The organism is Corynebacterium gottingense (assembly GCF_007559235.1).
GTDB classification, from domain to species: domain Bacteria; phylum Actinomycetota; class Actinomycetes; order Mycobacteriales; family Mycobacteriaceae; genus Corynebacterium; species Corynebacterium gottingense.
Window position 1 is genome coordinate 407,432 of the sequence record NZ_VMHH01000001.1, and the last position, 14,656, is coordinate 422,087.

The following is a 14,656-nucleotide window of genomic DNA, read 5'->3' on the forward strand; positions in this document are numbered from 1 at the left end:
ATGACTGAACCTACTGCACCTTCTGATGCACCCACCACCTCCGAGGCACCGATCGTGTGGCCAGGATCCGCATACCCGCTTGGCTCCACCTACGACGGAGCCGGCACGAACTTCGCACTGTTCTCGGGCGTCGCCGATGCCGTCGAGCTGTGCCTGATTGACGACGACGGAGCCGAAACGCGCGTCCCACTCGAAGAGATGGACAACCACATCTGGCACGGCTACCTCCCCGGCATCGCCCCCGGCCAGCGCTACGGCTACCGCGTCCACGGGCCGTGGGACCCGGCTGACGGCAAGCGCTGCGACCCGAGCAAGCTGCTCATCGACCCCTACGCGCGCGCATTCGACGGCTCCTTTGACACCCACTCCGCGCTGTTTTCCTACGACCCGGACGCCGAGGAACCCGGCACCGGCCGCAACGAGGAAGACTCCCTGGGTCACACCATGCTTTCGGTGGTGATCAACCCGTTTTTTGACTGGGGCGACGACCGCAGCCCGCGCATCCCCGACGAGGAAACGGTGATCTATGAGTGCCACGTCAAGGGCATGACGCAGTCACACCCGGACATCCCGGAAAATCTGCGCGGCACCTACGCCGGTATGGCACACCCCGCAATGGTGGAATACCTCAAGGACCTCGGTGTCACCTCCGTCGAGCTGCTGCCGATCCACCAGTTCTTCCAGGACGACCGCCTGAAGGAAATGGGGCTTCGCAACTACTGGGGTTACAACACCTTCGGCTTCTTTGCCCCGGAGCACGACTACGCCTCCACCTCCAACCCCGGCGACGCCGTGGCCGAGTTCAAGCACCTGGTGCGCGCCTACCACGAGGCGGGCATGGAGATCATCCTGGACGTGGTGTACAACCACACCGCGGAGGGCAACCACATGGGCCCGACGATTGCGTTCCGCGGCATTGATAATGAGGCGTACTACCGCCTGGTGGACGATGACAAGTACCACTACATGGACTACACGGGGACGGGCAACTCCTTTAACGTGCGCGACCCGCACTCTCTGCAGCTGATTATGGACAGCCTCCGCTACTGGGTCACTGAGATGCACGTCGACGGTTTCCGCTTCGACCTCGCCTCCACCCTCGCCCGCGAGTTCTCCGATGTGGACCGCCTGGCCACCTTCTTCGACCTCGTGCAGCAGGACCCGGTTGTCAGCCAGGTCAAGCTCATCGCGGAGCCGTGGGACGTCGGCGAGGGCGGCTACCAGGTGGGCAACTTCCCGTCGCTGTGGAGCGAGTGGAACGGCAAGTACCGCGACACCATGCGCGACTTCTGGCGCGGCGAGGCCTCCACCCTGGGCGAGTTCGCGTCCCGCCTCACCGGCTCCTCGGACCTGTACCAACACAACGATCGCCGCCCGACCGCGTCGATCAACTTCATCACCGCGCACGACGGCTTCACGCTCAATGACCTGGTGAGCTACAACGAGAAGCACAACGAAGCCAACGGCGAGGACAACCGCGACGGCGAGAGCCACAACCGCTCCTGGAACTGTGGCGTGGAGGGCCCGACGGACGATCCGGAGGTGCGCCAGCTCCGCGCCCAGCAGCGCCGCAACTTCCTCACCACGCTCCTGTTGTCCCAGGGCACGCCCATGATCGCGCACGGTGACGAGTTCGCGCGCACCCAGGGCGGCAACAACAACGTCTACTGCCAGGACAACGAGATCGCCTGGATGAACTGGGACCGCCTGGACGAGGCGAACGAGCTTCACGACTTCACCAAACGCCTCATTGCCATCCGTAAGGCCCACCCCGTGTTCCGCCGCCGTCGCTTCCTCTCCGGAGGCGCGCTGGGCGAGGACGTGCTGGACCGCGAGATCGCCTGGCTCGTCCCGGACGGGCAGCAAATGGAGCAAGAGGACTGGGACTTCGCCTTTGGCAAGGCGCTCATGGTCTACCTCAACGGCGACGCGATCTCCGAGCCCGACTCGCGCGGCCGCCGCATCACAGACGACTCCTTCGTGCTCATGTTCAACGCCCACTACGAGGACATCGAGTTCCGCATCCCGCCGCAGAAGTTCGGCGCGAAGTGGGAGGTGCTCATCGACACGACCGAGCCCCTGGGCTACCCCGTGGGCTTCGATCCCGCCGACGCGGAGGGCACCCTGACCGTGCCCGCCCGCTCCACCATGGTGCTCAAGCAGATCGAGCCGCCGGTGATGCCGGAGGACTAAGGGGCAGGTGCTTATCGACGCCCCACCGCCCCGGTAGACTAGTGCGAACCCGCATTTGCCTGTGATTGGAGAGTAGTTCACGTGATTTCCGCCCACGGCGCCCTGGTAACGGTGACCAACTCGAAGGTGGTGTGGCGCCCCTCGCCGCTCGCCGCCGCCCTCGCGGGCGAGTCCGACGAGCACAGCGTGGACGTCGCGGACATCACCGAGGTGACCACCGAGCCCGGGGACGGGTGGCAAGAAGGCCGCCTCACCATCACGCTCGGGGCTGGGGACACCAAGGTGGTGCGCTTCGCGCCCGGCGAGGCGTCGCAGGTAGAAGCGCTCGCGTCGCTGGTGGCTGCGGCGCGCCGGGGCGAAGCCCCGGACGTCGATAATGCGGAGGCTTCTGGCGCGATCCCCGGCTTCGATTTCGTGGGGTTCGACGTAGAGACCGCTAACCCAAACTGGGGTTCGATTTGCCAGATCGGGCTGGTCAAGTTCGTGGACGGCGAAGAGGTCGACCGCGTCTCCTGGTTATGCCAACCCCCTGAGAGCTGCAACCAGTTCGAACCGGGCAACGTGGCCATCCACGGCATTACCGCCGATGATGTGGCTGACGCGCCCGGCGTGGCTGATCGCATCGACGCGATGATTGACTTCGTCGGCGATTTGCCGTTGGTCGCGCACAACGCGCAGTTTGACGCCTCGGCGCTGCACAGCGCGTGCGTGGCTACGGGTCACCCGGTTCCGCCCATGCTGTTCGCGTGCACGCTCGCGCAGTCGCGCGCGGAGCGCCTTGACGTGCGCAACCACCGACTGCCCACGCTTTCGGAGTACTTCAGTGTGGGCCTGGACAACCACCACGACGCGTGCGCCGACGCGGCCGCGTGCGCCGGCATCATGCTCGGCCTGGCACGCCGGGCGCACCACACAGGCTCCCTGGCCAGCTTCGTACACAGCAGCGGCTTTGTGCTGGGCACCATCGAGCAGGCGAAGGTCACGCCGGTGACGCGGGACCGCTCCGGGACGCGGAGTGCCGCGCAAGCGGAGCTGCTCGCCGCCGGCGGCGTGCAGGCTGTCGTGGAGGCTGCCGCCGCGCCGCGCGGCAGTAACCAGGCCGGGCCGAAGCGCGGTGGGCAATCCGGCTCGGGCAAGGGTTCGGGGGCCTCGAGCGACGGGCAGCGCGGCCCGGCTCCCTGGCAGTCTGTGGCCACGCCCGACAAGGTCCCCGAGCCGAACGTGGACGCCAGCCCGGATTCGCCGCTGTATGGCCAGCACGTCACGCTTACCGGCGAGTTCGAGCCCTTTGACAAGGGCACGCTCTGGAACGGCATCGCCGAGCACGGCGGCCAGGTGGGCAAGAACGTGACCAAGAAGACGACGCTCCTGGTCGTCGGTGCCTGGAACAGCGTCACCTCGAAAGAAAAGCGCGCCAAGGAACTGCAGGAAAACGGCCAGGAGATCCAGATCTGGCAGGCGGATCGCCTGCTTTCGGTGCTCGGGCTTGACGACGAACCACCGTTCTGACCTACCAATTCCCCCCTCCGTTAAAAAACTTTTCAACTTTTTTGGCAACGCATGGAACCGGGGCGGCAGTTTTTGCGTCTAATAGTGCATGACGCATTTTTCTGACACCCTGGCTCCCCGCGCCCCGGAGCTGCCTGCCTTGCTCATCCCCCGCCTCGCCCGGCGAGACGAGCGTTATTCCACCGGCCCGTACGCGTGGCTCACGCCCGGGCTGTGCTCGTCAACTGCGTACGTCGGCCTGTCGCCCGGCCTGGCGTGCGTGTTTGACACCCCGGCAACGGCCGCGCTCACGCACCAGCAAGTGGGCATGTTGGGCTTTTCGGAGCACCAAGCGTGGAAGCACGCTGCCGCGCGCCTGCTCCGCTTCGCCGAGGAGCGCGGCCCGGAGGAGGCGTTTTGGGTCCGAGACGCGTCGATCGCGCTCGGTGGTGCACCAGGCTCGCTCCCGCGCGGCGTTGAGGTCCAAGCGCTTGGGTGGACGGCCGCGGGGTGGGTGACGCACCCGACAACCTTCGACGTGCTGCACTCGCACTTCACGGAAGTGCTGCGCCCGGAGCACGAATTGCTGTACCACGTTGCTGATGACAACAAGTTGTTCGTCTTCGACGCACCACCGAGGGACGTCGCCGGTGTCATCGGTTGGGAGCGCCTGATGCGGTACTCACTCGGCTTCCCGCTCCTGCTGTGCCGTCCGCGCAAGATACGCCGCTTTTACTAGCCACCTCGCTATGGTGAATGGGGTGTCCCTGTGTCCCCGTTCATTCCAGCTCAAGGAGCAGCACGACCATGCGTCGACCCATCACTTCCACCTACCGCCTCCAGCTGCGCGGCCCGGGGGCCGACCCGGCGGGCCGGGCGTTCGGGTTTGCTGAGGCGCAGGCGCAGATCCCCTACCTGCGCGACCTCGGGGTATCGCACCTCTATCTCTCCCCCATCTTTACCGCCATGCCGGAGTCCAATCACGGCTACGACGTCATCGATCCGACCGAGGTCAACCCCAAGCTGGGTGGCATCGAGGGCCTGCGCGAGCTCGCCCGGGCAGCACACGACGCCGGTCTCGGCATCGTGCTGGACATCGTGCCAAACCACGTGGGCGTGGAGGTCCCGCACCGCAACCGCTGGTGGTGGGACGTGCTCAAGCTTGGCGCGGACTCCGAGTTTGCCACCTACTTTGATATTGACTGGCACGAGGACAACGGCGCCGGCGGCAAGCTCGGGCTCCCGGTGCTTGGCAAGGAGGGCGACGAGGAGCAGCTCCGCCTCACCCACCTGGCCGAGGATGAATTCCCCGCAGGCGCTGCCCCGGGCGGGGAAGATGTCCTGGCCTACTACGACAACTACTTTCCCCTCGCGCCGGGGTCGTACGGCGGTCTCGACGACGACCCGCTCGAGGTCTACCAGCGCCAGCCGTACAAGCTGATGTACTGGCGCGACGGCGTAATCTCGTACCGCCGCTTCTTCTCCGTCGATGGGCTCGCAGGGGTGCGCCAGGAAGACCCACTCGTCTTCGAGCACACGCACCGACTCCTTCGCCAGTTGATCGCAGAAGAGCTTATCGACGGCGTACGTGTCGACCACCCCGACGGGTTGACCAATCCCTTCGCGTACCTCTCCCGCCTGCGGGACCTCGTCGGGCACGACCGGTGGCTCGTGGTGGAAAAGATCCTTGGCGTCAACGAGCCGCTCGACCCGCGCCTGCACGTCGACGGCACCACCGGGTACGACGCGCTGCGGGAACTCGACGGCATCTTTCTCAACCGCTCGGCCGAGGACACGTTAAGCATGCTCGCCCTGCAGCAATCCGGCTCGACCTGGGACGAGGAGGCCATCGCGGCGAGCGAGCAGCAGCTCAAGCACGACGTCGCCTCCTCCGAGCTGGGCGCCGAGGTACGCAGGCTCGTCCGCGCCATCCGCCGCGACAACTTCTCCGCGGTGACCGCGGAAGTCTCGGATGAGCAATTGGCGTCGACAGTGATCGAGCTGGTCGCGGCGATGCCCGTCTACCGCGCCGACTACCGGTCGCTCTCGCGCATCACGTCCAGCGTCATCTCGGACATGGCCAAGCGCTTCCCCTCTCGCCGCAACGCGCTCGACCTCATCGCGGCTGCCTTCCTCGCGTCCGGCGAGGCGAAGAACCGCTTCGCCCAAGTCTGCGGTGCCGTCATGGCCAAGGGCGTCGAGGACACGCTGTTCTACCGCGCGAGCAGGCTCGTGGCGCTGCAGGAAGTCGGCGGAGCGCCGGGGCGCTTCGGCGTCGGGGCGGCGGAGTTCCACTTGCTGCAGGACGAGCGCGCCGGGCTGTGGCCGCACGCGATGACATCGCTGTCCACGCACGACACAAAACGCAGCGAGGACACCCGTGCGCGGATCATCGAGCTCACCGAGGTGCCGAACGACTTCGCCGAGCTGGTGCGGCAGGTTGTTGCGCTGGTGCCGCCGCCGGACAGCGCGACCGGCCACTTCCTCCTGCAGAACATCATCGGCGTCTGGCCGGAGGACGGAGCGGTGACGGACGCACTGCGGGAGCGCCTGCACGGTTATGCCACGAAGGCGGTGCGCGAGGCAGCACTCCACACCACCTGGGTGGACCCGGATGCGCGCTACGAACAGCGGGTGCTGGACTGGGTGGACGCTGTCCTGTACGGACCGGCCGCCGCGCGGGTGAGCGCGTTCGTCCGGCAGCTGCACATCGGGGCGGTCCAGGTGTCGCTGGGCCGCAAGCTGCTCCAGCTGGTCGGGCCGGGCATTCCAGATACGTATCAAGGCCAGGAGTTCGTGGAACTTGCGCTCGTGGACCCGGACAACAGGGCCTTCGTGGACTACACGGCCCGGGCGCAAACGCTCGCGCAGTACGACGCCGCCCGCAGCGGTGAGTCATTCGACGTGGCTCGGTTCCTGTACGGCGAGGTTCCGCCGACCCCCGAGGCGCTGGCGGAGCGCGGCAACCACGCGAAGCAGGCGGTCACGGCGGAGGCGCTGCGGCTGCGCCACGAGCGGCCGGAGGTATTTTCGGAGGGCTCGTACCGGGCCGTGTTCGCGCTGGGTCCCGCGCAGCACCACCTCGTCGGCATGGCGCGCGGTATGCAGGGCGAGGACGCGCAGGTGATTGGGCTCGCCACCCGGGAGCCGCTCAAGCTGGCCAGGACCGGCGGCTGGGGCGAAACGACGGTGGACCTGCCGGAGGGCACGTGGGTCGAGCGCCTGAGCAGGCGGGAGTTTCGCGGGACTGTGCAGGTCGCCGACGTGTTCTCCGCGCTGCCGGTGGCGCTGTTCGTGCGTGCGGGGGCGTGAGGATGGGACTGTGGGGGCGTCGATAAGCATGCAGCGGGGTATGCTGTAGCTTCTGATGAGCAACGAGCAGGAGAAGCGCGCCCGGGCGGGCAAGGGGGCGCGGAAGGCTGAGGCGAGGGTTCCCGACGCGACCATCGCCCGGCTCGGCTCTACCTATTTCAACTGGCTCAATGCGCACGAGGACCCGGCGACGGCGTTCCGCCACGCGCTACACGAGCTGATGCGCGATGCCGCCGTGAACTTCGACCGGGTGGACGTGCGGATCAAGACGTGGCCCTCGCTGAAGGAAAAGGCGCGCAAGATGCGCGACGGCGAACCCGTCTACCCGGAACCGTGGACGGACATTAAGGACATCATCGGGGCGCGCATTACGGTGCTGCACTCCACTGAGATCCCCGCGGTGCAAACGCTGCTGGCGGATGAGTTTGAGGTCCTGCGCAGCGTGGATAAGGCGGAGGAGACGCGCGTGGCCGGCGGATTCGGCTACGGCTCGCACCACCTGGTGCTGCGGGTGCAGGAGAGGTCCGAGGGGCTCGAGGAGTATGTGGGGACTGCCTTCGAGGTGCAGATCCGCACGGTGCTTCAGCATGCTTGGGCCGAGTTCGAGCACGACGTGCGCTACAAACGGGCTGTTGAGGACGTCGACCCGCAGGTGGACCGTGCGTTCACGCTCGCTGCCGGGCTCATTGAGCTGGCCGATCAGCAGTTTGACCAGATCGCCAGGATCACGGATGTGCAACCTACGGAGGGGGCGGACGTGGAGGCGCAGATCGCGCCGGAGACGCTGCCCGGCATCCTCACGGTGCTGCTCGGTTCGCGCTACCCACTCTCGCGGGCGGCGGACTACCGGTTCCTCAACGAGCTGCTGCGCGCGCACGGCCTCGAGCGGGTCTCGCAGGTCGCGGAGCTGCTCAACCCGGCGGACCTTGAGGCGGTAACCAACGGATTGCGCTACTCATTCGTGCCCGGGCAGGTCAGGCTTGTCGACGACCTCCTGCTCAACCGCTACGGCACCGACCACATCGAGCGAACCTGGGACGCCGGCAACCGGCCGAAGGTGCGCCGGGCGCGGCTGACCAAGCGGCTTGCGCAGCTCCGGGCGGCGAACTAGCGGCGCCGACCCAGCAGGCGGTCGGTCTCGCGCCGCTCCTTCTTCGTCGGACGCCCCGCCCCCCGCTCGCGCTTGGGCATCGTGGCGAAAATGTCCATCGGAGGCGGTGGCGGCGAGTGGTCGAGGTAGCACTGCTTGGCCACGGGCGCCCCGACGCGCTTGCGCACGGTTGCCGTGACCTCCAGGTCGCGGTAGCGGTGGTCCTTCCACACGCGCACCGCGTCGCCGGGCACGACCTGCGCGGCAGGTTTCACCGATTGCTCGTTCAGTTTGACGTGCCCGGCGCGCACGGCCTCCGCGGCCTGGGTGCGGGTCTTGAAGATGCGGACGGCCCACAGCCAGGCGTCGATCCGCACTGCCCTCCCATCGGGCCTCCCATCGGGTTGGGTCATTCGCCCGCGCCTTTAGTACTCGTCTTTATGGTTCACGATCTTCTGCACCTTCATCCAGTTGGCCACGCCGCCGACCACGGCGACGACAAAACCGAGGATGAGCAGCGACCATGAGCCTGCGATGAGGCCGAGGGCGACACCGCCGACCACTCCGCCGCCGGCCCAGAGGACGGCGTTCCGGCTGTACTTGCGCACAGCTTCCTTGCGGCGCGCGATGGGGTTATTGAGGCGAGGCTTCATCGTCATGCTGCACAGTCTATCGCGGGATCACGCGCAGCCGGCGTTTGCCGCGGATCAGTCGGTCGTTTCCACCCACCGGTGCCCGGCTTCCTTCGACTCGACGGTGCCTTGGGTGGACGCTGCCAGGTGGGCGTCGACAAGCTCACGCTCCCCCGGGGCGAACCCGAGCGTGTACGTGGCCAGTGACCCGTAGGCGATGTCTACGACCTCGATGCCCGCGTTGCGCAGTTCCGACTCGATGCGTCCGGCCTCGGCGTGCGGCAGGTTGACGGTGATGAGCTCGCGGAGGTTGCGGGTGGCGCGCGCCAGGTCCTCGAGGGCGCCGGTCACCGCGTGCGTGTACGCGCTGACGAGCCCGCCGGTGCCCAGCTTGGTGCCGCCGAAGTAGCGGATGACCACGGCGCATACGTTGACCAGGCCTGAGCCTTTGAGCACCTCGAGCATGGGCGTGCCCGCGGTGCCGGACGGCTCGCCGTCGTCGGACGAGCGCTCGATGGGCTGCGCGCCGTCGACGTGGACGATGAACGCCGAGCAGTGGTGGCGCGCATCCGGGAACGCCTCGCGCGCTGCGTGGATGAACTCGCGCGCCTCGTCCTCCGATTCGACGCGTCCCACCCAGGTGATGAACCGGGAACGTTTAGTTTCAAGTTCGTGGGTGGTCGGCGCGCCCGCGGCGGGCAGCTCGTAGGTGCTCAGCATAGGGGTGAAGTCTACCGGCAGGGGACGTCATTGCAGTGCTCGAGTCGCCTCCTTAGGCTGGGGAACATGAGTGAATCACACAGCACAAACACTGCGAATAATGCTGCGTCCCACACCACCCCGACCCAGTTCGAGGTATGGGCCCCGAAGGGCCAGCAGGTGCGCGTGACCGTCGACGGCGAGGACCACGACATGCAGCCCGACACGGAGCGCGCAGGCTGGTGGGCGCTCGACCCCGCCACCATCGCCCCGCAGCCGGGTCAGCACTACACCTTCTCGCTCTTCGACGGCACCCAGTGGTCCATCCCCATGCCGGATCCGCGCACGCGCCTCCAGCCCGAGGGCGTGCATGGCCCGTCCGAGGTCGTGAGCACCGACTTCGCGTGGAACGATGACAACTGGTCCGGCATCCCCACCAAGGACATGGTGATTTACGAGCTCCACGTGGGCACCTTTTCCCCCTCCGGCACCTTCGCCGGCGTGATTGAGAAGCTGGACTACCTCGCCGAGCTGGGCGTCAACACCATCGAACTCATGCCGCTGCAGCCCTTCGCCGGAACCCGAAACTGGGGCTACGACGGCGTCGACTGGTTTGCCATCCATGAGACGTACGGCGGCCCGCAGGGGCTCAAGGAGCTTATCGACGCCGCGCATACCCGCGGCATCGCCGTCCTCCTCGACGTGGTGTACAACCACTTCGGCCCGGAGGGCAACTACAACGACGAGTTCGGCCCGTACCTGACGGACGGGCTCACCGCCTGGGGCGAGGTCATCAACATCTCCGGCCCCGGCTCAGACGAGGTCCGCGCCTACATCCTGGATGCGGTGCGCCAGTGGCTCGGCGAGTTTCACGCTGACGGGCTGCGCCTGGACGCGGTGCAGACCTACGACGACCGCCTCGCCTTCTCCATCATGGAAGAAATCGCCCGCATCGGCGACGACCTCGCTGCGGACACCGGCGTGCCTCGCACCGTGATCGGCGAGTCCGACCAGAACGACCCGCGCCTGATCAGCGCCCCCGAGCGCGGCGGCTACGGGCTCGAGGGGCACTGGCTCGACGACCTCCACCACGGGATCCACACGCTGCTGACCGGAGAGAAGCAGGGCTACTACGCGGACTACGGCACCACCGAGATCCTCGCGGATACGCTGCGAAACGGCTACCGGTTCCGCAACTCCTTCTCGCAGTACCGCGCCCGCACGCACGGCCGCGAGCTGGACCTCTCCCACGTCGCTCCGTGGCACCTGGTGTCCTACACCACCAACCACGACCAGACCGGCAACCGCGCTGCGGGCGACCGCCCGAGCCAAAACCTCACCCCGACCCAGCAGGTGCTCAAGGCTGCGGTGCTGCTGCACTCCCCGTTTACCCCGATGCTGTTCATGGGCGAAGAGTTCAGCGCGGACACCCCGTTCCCCTTCTTCGTCTCCCACTCCAATGAGCAGATTCTGGAGGGCACCCGCCAGGGTCGCCTCCACGAGTTCTCCCGCCAGGGCTGGGACCACGACGAAGTGCCGGACCCGGGCAACGAGGAGACCTACACGTCCGCGAAGCTGAACTGGACCTTTACCGACGAGCAGCAGCAGGTCCACGACGCCTACAAGCGCCTGATCCAGCTGCGCCGCGAGCACGGCTGCAACCGCGAGGACCTGCGCACGCTGCAGGTGGACAACGGCGAGAAGTGGCTGACCATGGCGGACGGTAGCGCTGACGGAACGGTCGTGCTGGCTGCGAACTTCAGCGACGAGCCGGTCACCGTGCCGGTCGGCGGTACCCTGCTGTACTCGTTCACCCACCCGCAGGTCGGCGATGACGAGACGGTGCTGGACCCCTGGGGCATCGCCTACATCCAGCGCTAGGCAGCGCCCGCTTGGCCCGCTGGGCTAGCTCGGCCCACTGGGCTTGCTCGGCTAGCTGGAGACGATGAACTCGTACTCAGGCGTGCCGGGCGTGAGCTGGCGGCACTCGATGACGGAGTCATCCATGCGCTCCAGCAGCGGCTCCAGGTCGCTCGCGCGGGTGAGCTCCAGGCCGACCAGCGCCGCGCCGGTCTCGCGGTTGTTCTTCTTCAGGTACTCGAACAGGACGATGTCATCGTCCGGGCCGAGGATGTCGGTGAGGAAGGTACGCAGCTGTCCCGGCTCCTGCGGGAAGTTCACCAGGAAGTAGTGCTTGAGCCCGCGGTGCACCAGGGAGCGCTCCATGACCTCCGCGTAACGCAGCACGTCGTTGTTGCCGCCGGAGATGACGCATACGACGGTGGACCCCGGCTGGACCTTCATCCCGGCCAGTCCCGCCACCGACAGCGCGCCCGCGGGCTCGGCGATGATGCCCTCGTTTTGATACAGCGCCAGCATCTCGGTGCACACCGCGCCCTCGTCCGCGCGCAAAAGGTGCGTGCGCCCTTGGTTGTGCTCGATCACCTCGAACGGGAACGCGCCGATGCGCTTGACCGCCGCACCGTCGACGAACGGGTCAATGTCCGTCAGCGTCACCGGACCCCCGTGCTCGAGCGCTGCGGCGAGCGACGCCGCGCCGCGCGGTTCCACCCCCACCACGGCCGTGCGCGGCGACATGTCTGCCACGTACGACACGATCCCGCCGAGCAGGCCGCCGCCGCCGACGGGCACCATGATGGTGTCCAGCTCCCGGCCAAGCCCCGTCAGCTGAGCGAGGATCTCGGCGGCAACCGTGCCCTGCCCGATGACGGTATCGCGGGCGTCGAAAGGCTCGATGATTGTTGCCCCGCGCTCGCGGGCGTCGGCACGAGCCGCCTCCGCCGCCTCGTCGAACGTATTGCCCGTCACGACGAGCTCGACGTTGTCGCCGCCGTGGACCATAATCCGATCGCGCTTCTGCTTCGGTGTGGGCTTGGGCACGAAGATCTTGCCCTGGATCCCTAGCGCACGGCAGGCGTACGCGACGCCCTGCGCATGATTGCCAGCCGACGCCGCGACCACCCCCGCTGCGCGCTGCTCAGCGGACAGGCGAGAGATGTTGTAGTAAGCGCCGCGAATCTTGTAGGAGCGCACGTCCTGCAAATCCTCACGCTTGAGGTACACATCTGCGCCGTACTGCTGCGACAGCCGCGGGCAGTACTGCAGCGGGGTCGGCTCAATCACCGAGGAAATTTTCGCCTGAGCAGCTTGAATGTCGGCAGCGTGGACCGGTTGGTAGTTGCTCGTTGACTGTTCATTGTGCTCGGTGGCTGCGTTCATGGTGGACAAGTCTATCCGTGAACAGGTATTCGCGCGGGCTATCGCCGCCAGTTTTCATTCACCCGCACGGTTCACCAAGTGTTCACCACGCGTTCTCCTTGGAACTACCTGCCCACTTTAGGATGCCCATTACGTTGTTAGCAGTTCCACCCCAGGGCACCGAAGATTCATAACCTGTCCGCCCGATTGGGCGGGCTATGTTTACTTCCGTTCCCTCCGTCTGAAAGGACAGGGGAACTAGTCACTGGCTTCGGTATGGCTTATTCCTGTCCCTGTCTGAAAATGATCCGGGGGGGGTGATGTCGCCGAAGACAGTGACATACTCAAACTGCTAATAGGAACCTGACCCAGCCCAGGTGGTATGAGGTCTCACAGTAATGTGGGTGCCAGTCCAAGTATGTCCGACCAACCCCAGTGATGAAGCTTAAATAGTCCAACTTCTCATTCATCGCTAGGAGGCACACACCCATGGCCTATGACTTCGTCATTGGCGTAGACGTCGGCAAATACTTCCACCACGCCTGCGTCCTCGATCCCCAAGGCAGGCAAGTCCTATCCAAACGCATCAACCAGCATGAAGGCTCACTACGCAAGCTCTTCGGCAAATTCCTCACCGACAACGCCTCGGTCCTGGTCATTGTCGATCAACCCAACAACATCGGCCGATTAACCGTCGCAGTCGCCCAAGACATGGGGGCAGATGTTCGCTATCTACCAGGGCTTGCGATGCGACAGCTCTCTCGCATCCACGTCGGCAACTCCAAAACCGATGTACGCGACGCCTACGTCATCGCCCATGCCGGTCTTAACCTTCCAGATTCCTTGCGCAGTGTCGACCGCGTTGAGGAAGTCTTTATCCAGCTGAAAGTACTCAACGGTATTGACGAAGATCTCGCCCGGGCCTACACACGCCTGATTAACCAGATGCGATCCGCGCTCGTAGGAACCTATCCTGCATTCGAACATGTTCTGCGCGGACAGATGATTCACCGAAAATGGATCCTCCACCTACTTGCGAAATACGGTGACCCCACCAAGATTCGACGCATCGGTAAAACACGCCTAGCAGCCTTTGCGCGCAGTCACAAAGCGCGCAATCCCGAGCCTGTCATCGATGCCATGCTTGCTGCCATCCACGGACAGACCGTGTCCATTGCCGGCGCAGAATACGCCGAACTTGGCGTAGCAATGTCCGCCAAAGACGCACTGGCCAAACTAGAGCATCGCAAGGAAATAGAAGCACAGGTACTCAAGCTCATTCAAGACATTCCTCAAACCGAGATTCTTTTATCCATGCCCGACATCGGCCCACGTAGCGCAGCACAGATCCTCATGACCGTTGGCGATATGTCCGACTTCCCCGATGCAGCGCACCTAGCGTCCTATGCAGGCCTATCACCACGGACAAATCAATCAGGAACGTCCATTATGTCGAATTCGCCCAACCGCGCTGGCAACAAAAATTAAAGAACGCCCTATGGCAATCGTCTTTTGCATCGATCAGATTCCACGAGCGTTCCCGGCAATTCTATGAACGAAAACGCAAAGAAGGCAAAAGACACAACGCCGCAGTCGTCGCACTCGCACGCCGACGCCTCAACGTCCTCTTCGCCATGATGCGAAACGGCGAGCTCTACCGAGACATCCCCACAATCCAGGAGGCCGCAGCAGCCTAAAGCCACCAGACCCCCATCCAAGCCGATTGCACAGCAAGCCCAATCGGCTCCTCAAGGTACCCAAAACAACATCTACGAGACGAAGCAGAAGCCGTTCACACCCCCCAACAAGCCCACCCGCGGAGTTGACAACCTATATAGGAACACCCCCCGACGAGGTGACGAGAATCCCCTCGTCGCTGTCGGACGGCGGTTTCCCGACCGGTGGCCCGGCCGCCGGCAAACCTCACCCGCGGCCGCCCGGGCCCTGTCCATGGCCAAGCCCGGTCTGGTGCCCCCGGCGCCAACGACTTCCGGTGCCGCCCCGGGACGGTGAATTGCCCGTC

At 65.6% G+C, this 14,656-nt stretch carries 10 protein-coding genes and 1 pseudogene; 7 read left to right on the plus strand and 4 right to left on the minus strand.

Annotated features, from left to right (window positions below):
• From glgX to FPH17_RS01960, 5 genes are all read left to right on the plus strand, one after another.
• Complete coding sequence (gene glgX / locus FPH17_RS01940; protein WP_154878468.1) at positions 1-2,193, plus strand: glycogen debranching protein GlgX; 2,193 nt, start codon at positions 1-3, stop codon at positions 2,191-2,193.
• Positions 2,194-2,274: 81 nt separating this feature from the next.
• Positions 2,275-3,702, plus strand: coding sequence for an exonuclease domain-containing protein (locus FPH17_RS01945; RefSeq protein ID WP_154878469.1), 1,428 nt, complete (start codon positions 2,275-2,277; stop codon positions 3,700-3,702).
• A gap of 88 nt (positions 3,703-3,790) precedes the next feature.
• Positions 3,791-4,420 carry a hypothetical protein gene (locus FPH17_RS01950; protein ID WP_154878470.1) on the plus strand — a complete coding sequence of 210 codons (630 nt, stop codon included), beginning with the start codon at positions 3,791-3,793 and terminating at the stop codon, positions 4,418-4,420.
• 68 nt (positions 4,421-4,488) lie between these two features.
• Positions 4,489-6,993, plus strand: a complete 2,505-nt coding sequence (treY, locus tag FPH17_RS01955) for a malto-oligosyltrehalose synthase (protein WP_154878471.1) — start codon at positions 4,489-4,491, stop codon at positions 6,991-6,993.
• A 55-nt stretch (positions 6,994-7,048) separates the two neighbouring features.
• Entirely contained in the window at positions 7,049-8,104 is a 1,056-nt protein-coding gene (locus tag FPH17_RS01960) for a GTP pyrophosphokinase (RefSeq protein WP_095547227.1), read from the plus strand.
• On the opposite strand, the gene FPH17_RS01965 is transcribed toward FPH17_RS01960, so the two are convergent.
• Genes FPH17_RS01965 through FPH17_RS01975 form a run of 3 tightly spaced genes read right to left on the minus strand, consistent with a single transcriptional unit; the run spans position 8,101 to position 9,435 of the window.
• Complete coding sequence (locus tag FPH17_RS01965) at positions 8,101-8,496, minus strand: Hsp15 family ribosome-associated heat shock protein (protein WP_095277583.1); 396 nt, start codon at positions 8,494-8,496, stop codon at positions 8,101-8,103. The genes FPH17_RS01960 and FPH17_RS01965 overlap by 4 nt on opposite strands.
• A gap of 12 nt (positions 8,497-8,508) precedes the next feature.
• Positions 8,509-8,742 (minus strand): hypothetical protein, encoded by a 234-nt coding sequence (locus FPH17_RS01970; protein ID WP_095534855.1) that lies wholly within the window; start codon positions 8,740-8,742, stop codon positions 8,509-8,511.
• A 48-nt stretch (positions 8,743-8,790) separates the two neighbouring features.
• Positions 8,791-9,435, minus strand: coding sequence for an IMPACT family protein (locus FPH17_RS01975; protein ID WP_154878472.1), 645 nt, complete (start codon positions 9,433-9,435; stop codon positions 8,791-8,793).
• 66 nt (positions 9,436-9,501) lie between these two features.
• On the opposite strand from FPH17_RS01975, the gene treZ reads away from it, so the two are divergent.
• The gene (gene treZ / locus FPH17_RS01980) at positions 9,502-11,295 is read left to right on the plus strand and encodes a malto-oligosyltrehalose trehalohydrolase (protein ID WP_154878473.1); all 1,794 of its coding nucleotides are present in this window, start codon (positions 9,502-9,504) and stop codon (positions 11,293-11,295) included.
• Positions 11,296-11,346: 51 nt separating this feature from the next.
• Here the strand turns inward: treZ and ilvA are convergent, their stop codons facing one another.
• Positions 11,347-12,654 (minus strand): threonine ammonia-lyase IlvA, encoded by a 1,308-nt coding sequence (ilvA, locus tag FPH17_RS01985; protein ID WP_095545935.1) that lies wholly within the window; start codon positions 12,652-12,654, stop codon positions 11,347-11,349.
• A gap of 468 nt (positions 12,655-13,122) precedes the next feature.
• Between ilvA and FPH17_RS01990 the strand changes: the two are divergent.
• Positions 13,123-14,330 (plus strand): annotated as a pseudogene (locus FPH17_RS01990) (IS110 family RNA-guided transposase).
• The last annotated feature ends 326 nt before the right edge of the window (positions 14,331-14,656 follow it).